The organism is Streptomyces sp. S6 (genome assembly GCF_054880855.1).
The window spans coordinates 1-4,456 of sequence record NZ_JBTYMC010000427.1; the positions used below are offsets into that span (position 1 = coordinate 1).

The following is a 4,456-nucleotide window of genomic DNA, read 5'->3' on the forward strand; positions in this document are numbered from 1 at the left end:
CGGGCGAGGGCGGGGTGCTGGTCGCCCGCGGCGACGACGGCACCGTCCGCGTCGCCCCCGCCGACCCGCACCACCCGCTCTTCTTCGATCACCCCAGCGACCACGTCCCCGGCATGGTCCTGCTGGAGGCCGCCCGGCAGGCCGTGTGTCTCGCGGCGGGTGGGGTTCCGGGACGGCTGAGAGACGCGCGACTGACCGCGACCGGTTTCACCGAGTGGGCCCCGGCGGCGGGCATCGAGTGCGCGCGGGAAGGTGAGGGCTGGAGCTTCACCGTCGTCCAGAACGGGACGCCGACCGCGTCGGGCACACTGACCTTCCAGGCCTGAGGCCCCCGCCCGTCCCCTCGCCCCGTCCGCGCTCCTAAGATCATCGTCCATTACGCTCGGGCCCGTACCCCTCACCCCTGGAGCGTGCCCATGAGCGACATCCGGATCCGCGACGACCGCGCCGCGGGCCGTCTGGAGGCGCTGGACGCCGACGGCGAACTCGTCGGCCACATCGCCTACTTCACCCTGGACGCCCCGCAGGCCGCCCTCGTCCCGGTGCACACGATCGTCGAACCGGCCCACGAGGGCCAGGGCATCGCGGGCTCCCTGGCCCGGGAGCTGTACGGCATCGCGGCGCGCGAGGCCAAGCAGGTCGCCCCCCTCTGCCCGTACGTCGCCTCCTGGGCCGTCCGCCACCCCGACGACGCGCCGCCCGCGAGCCCCGAACTCCTGCGCGCGGCGAAGCACTGGCTCAAGGAACACCCCGAAGGCTTCTGAGCCGGGACTCAGGACAAGGACTGCCGTGCACCTCGCCCTCCTGCACACCTCCCCGGCCCACATCCCCGTCTTCGACGCTCTGCGCGACACCCACCACCCCGGCCTCGCCCTGCGCCACCACGTGGACGAGTCCCTCCTCGCCCGCGCCCGTGAGGAGGGCCCGCAGGCGGTGGCGCCCGCCGTGCGTCAGGCGCTGGAGCGGGCCGTGGCCGAGGGCGCGGACGCCGTGCTGTGCACCTGCTCCACGATCGGCGCCGTCGCGGAGGCGCAGAGCGCGGGGCTCGCCGTCCCCGTCGTCCGCGTGGACCGGCCGATGGCCGCCGAGGCGGTAGCCGCCGGAGAGCGGATCGTCGTCCTCGCGACGGTCGAGAGCACCCTCGGCCCGACCGCCGACCTGGTCCGCGAGGAGGCGGACGGGCGTCCCGTCAGGGTGCGGACGATGCTTGTCGGCGGTGCCTGGGAGCTGTTCGAGGCCGGGGACGGCGAGGGGTACGCGCGTGCGGTCGCCGACGCGGTCGACGCGGTGACCGACGCCGACGTGATCGTCCTGGCGCAGGCGTCGATGACACCGGCACAGGGGCTCGTGCGGACGGTTGTCCCGGTGTTCTCCAGCCCTCGCCCGGGACTTGACGCTGCCGTTGCCCAAGGCGTGTGAAACTGCAAGCATTTGATCGTCAAGGACGAGGCGAAGCACATGACCCCCACCCCCTCCCGGCGCACCCTCCTCCAGGGCCTGGCGGCCGGCACCGCCGTGGTCGCGTTCGACCCCCTCACCCGCGCCTGGGCCACCACCCCGCACAGCGCCCTCCCGCAGGTCCCGCCGCTGGACGGCACCCTGCTCACCGACCCCGCGTCCCTCGCGGCGGCGGCCGACGACTACGGCCACATCGTCCACCGCACCCCGGCCGCCGTCCTGCGCCCCGGCTCGGTCGACGACGTCGTCGCGATGATCCGCTTCTGCAACACCCACGCCATCGACGTCGCCCCGCGCGGCCAGGGCCACGGCACCTTCGGCCAGGCCCAGGTGCCGGGCGGCGTCGTCATCGAGACGACCCCGCTGAACCGGATCGGGACCCCCGAGCACGGCACGGTCACCGTCGGCGCGGGGGCCACGTGGAGCAACGTCGTGCGCGCGACCCTTCAACACGGCCTCACCCCGCCCGTGTTCACCGACTACCTCGAACTCTCCGTCGGCGGCACCCTCTCCGTCGGCGGCATCGGCGGCCAGACCCACCGCCACGGCGCCCAGGTCGACAACGTCCTCGCGCTCGACGTCGTCACCGGCGCGGGAGAACCGGTCCACTGCTCGCCGACCCGGCACGCCGACCTCTTCCACGCCGTCCTCGCGGGCCTCGGCCAGTGCGCCGTCATCGTCTCCGCGACCCTGCGCCTGGTCCCGGCGCCCACCGCGCCGACCGTCCGCCACTACCTCCTGCCCTACACCGACCTCGACACCTACCTCGCCGACCAGCGCACCCTGACCGAGGAGTGCCGCTTCGACTACGTCGAGGGCCAGGTCACCGCCGACAAGAACGGCGCCTTCACGGCGTACGTCCTGGAAGCCGTCGCCTACGACGCCGACGTCCCGGAGACGGCGCTGCTCGCGGGGCTGTCGTACGACCCGGCGGGCGTGCAGCGGACCACGCCGACGTACTTCGACTTCCTGAACCGGGTCGGACCGGTCGCCGAGGCGCTGAAGAAGTCCGGGATCTGGGCGTACGCGCACCCCTGGCTGAACCTGCTGATCCCGGGGGAGCGGACCGCCGAGGTGACCCGGGAGATCCTCGCCGGGGTCACCGCCGCCGACGTCGGCGCCGGGCTGATCCTGCTCTACCCGCTGGAGCGGGCCCGGCTGCGCACCCCGCTGCTGCGCATGCCGGACGACCCGGTTCCGTACCTGTTCGCGATCCTCGCGGCCGTCCCGGCGGACGGCACGGCCGAGGTGGGGCGCCTTCTCGCGGCCAACCGCGCCGCCTACGAGCGGACCGCGGCGGCCGGCGGCACCCACTATCCGGTGGGGTCCGTCCCGTTTCGGCCGCAGGACTGGCAGACCCACTACGGAAAGCGATGGCCGCAGCTCGCCGCCGCCAAGAGGACGTACGACCCGAAGGGCGTCCTCGTGCCGGGACAGGGCGTCTTCGGCTGAAACGAGCCGACATGAGGGGAACCGTTCGGGGTAGGACAGCGGCTGATTCGCGGTCTTGTCCTGGCCGGTTCCCCACCCATACCTTTTTCCCCGCCTGACGCCTGTCCGCCTGCTCAGGGGGAGACCTCCATGGCCGTACGCGGCCGGCACCGCCGGTACCAGCCGAATCGGATCAACCGCGCCTCACTCACCGTCACCGCGGGGGGCGCCGGGATGGCGCTCCCCCTCATCGCCGCGAGCCCCGCGCACGCCGCCGACGTGCACACCTGGAACAAGGTCGCGGCCTGCGAGTCGACGAACGACTGGCACGTCAACACCGGCAACGGCTACTACGGCGGGCTCCAGTTCACCCAGTCCACCTGGGCGGCCTACGGCGGCCTGCGGTACGCGGGGCGAGCGGATCTGGCCACCAAGGACCAGCAGATCGCCGTGGCCGAGAAGGTCCTCGACGGACAGGGGCCCGGCGCCTGGCCGGTCTGCTCGGGCCGCGCAGGGCTCACCCGGGGCGGGGACGCGCCGGACATCGAGCCGGCCGCGCGGAAGAAGGCCGTCCGGAAGAAGACCGCCGAGAAGCCCAGGACGCCGGACGTCCGTGCGCAGGCCACCCCGCAGTCGCGGGCCGGGCGTACCGAGATGTACACCGTCGTCCACGGCGACACGCTCTCCGGGATAGCCGACGAGCGGGACGTCGCAGGCGGCTGGCGGGGGCTGTACGCCGCGAACCGCAGGACGATCGGCTCCGACCCGGACCTGATCCTGCCGGGCCAGCGGCTCAGCCTGAACGGCAAGGCCGCACCGAAGGCGCCCAAGGAGCCGAAGGCGTCCAAGAGCAGGCCGAGGACCGTCAGCAAGCCGAAGACGGCCGCGAAACCGAGGACCGACGAGGGGCACGCCCCGCGTGTCGCGCCCGTGAACGCCGGGACCGGCACGCAGTACCACGCCACCGGCTCCTCCTGGTCGAAGGGCTACCACACGGGCGTCGACTTCCCCGTCCCCACCGGGACGTCCGTGAAGGCGGTCGGCGCGGGCGAGGTCGTCAGCGCCGGGTGGGGCGGCTCCTTCGGCTACCAGGTCGTCATCCGGCACTCCGACGGCCGCTACACCCAGTACGCCCACCTCTCGGCGATCTCCGTGCGGGACGGGCAGTCGGTCGGTGCGGGCCAGCGCATCGGCCGGTCCGGGTCGACGGGCAACAGCACCGGCCCGCACCTGCACTTCGAGGTGCGGACGGGGCCCGAGTTCGGCTCCGACGTCGACCCGCTGGCCTATCTGCGGGCCGGCGGGGTCAGGATCTGACCTTCGCGCGGTGCCGGTCGGTGATCTGCGCGGCCAGGAAGAGGCCGTCGTAGTACAGGCGGTACGTCCCGTCCGCGAGGTGGACGGGACGCTTCTGCGCCGTCACCTCCACCACCTCCCGGGCGGCCACGGCCGGCTGCTCCGGGAGCGCGCCGGTCAGGCCGTCCACGGCGATCACCGGCGCGGGGGCCTCCCCCGCCGGTTCCTCGCGCCCCGCCCGCGGCTCGGTGCGCGACCCCGGGTCCGGCTG

General features: G+C 73.8%; 5 protein-coding genes and 1 pseudogene. 5 read left to right on the plus strand and 1 reads right to left on the minus strand.

Features of this window, described 5'->3' with window-relative positions:
* The 5 genes from ACVNF4_RS32895 to ACVNF4_RS32915 form a co-directional block, all read left to right on the plus strand.
* Window positions 1-326 (plus strand): AfsA-related hotdog domain-containing protein (locus ACVNF4_RS32895; RefSeq protein WP_461806539.1); only part of this gene is annotated, 326 nt, incomplete at its 5' end.
* 42 nt (window positions 327-368) lie between these two features.
* Window positions 369-764 carry a GNAT family N-acetyltransferase gene (locus ACVNF4_RS32900; protein ID WP_461806543.1) on the plus strand — a complete coding sequence of 132 codons (396 nt, stop codon included), beginning with the start codon at window positions 369-371 and terminating at the stop codon, window positions 762-764.
* Window positions 765-789: 25 nt separating this feature from the next.
* Window positions 790-1,419, plus strand: a complete 630-nt coding sequence (locus tag ACVNF4_RS32905; RefSeq protein ID WP_461806540.1) for an aspartate/glutamate racemase family protein — start codon at window positions 790-792, stop codon at window positions 1,417-1,419.
* Between the two features lie 39 nt (window positions 1,420-1,458).
* Window positions 1,459-2,910, plus strand: a complete 1,452-nt coding sequence (locus ACVNF4_RS32910; protein WP_461806541.1) for an FAD-binding protein — start codon at window positions 1,459-1,461, stop codon at window positions 2,908-2,910.
* 129 nt (window positions 2,911-3,039) lie between these two features.
* Window positions 3,040-4,206 carry a transglycosylase family protein gene (locus ACVNF4_RS32915; RefSeq protein ID WP_461806542.1) on the plus strand — a complete coding sequence of 389 codons (1,167 nt, stop codon included), beginning with the start codon at window positions 3,040-3,042 and terminating at the stop codon, window positions 4,204-4,206.
* Here ACVNF4_RS32915 and ACVNF4_RS32920 read toward each other — a convergent pair.
* A pseudogene (locus ACVNF4_RS32920) lies at window positions 4,196-4,456 on the minus strand (hypothetical protein); the annotation flags it as partial. The gene ACVNF4_RS32915 and the pseudogene ACVNF4_RS32920 overlap by 11 nt on opposite strands.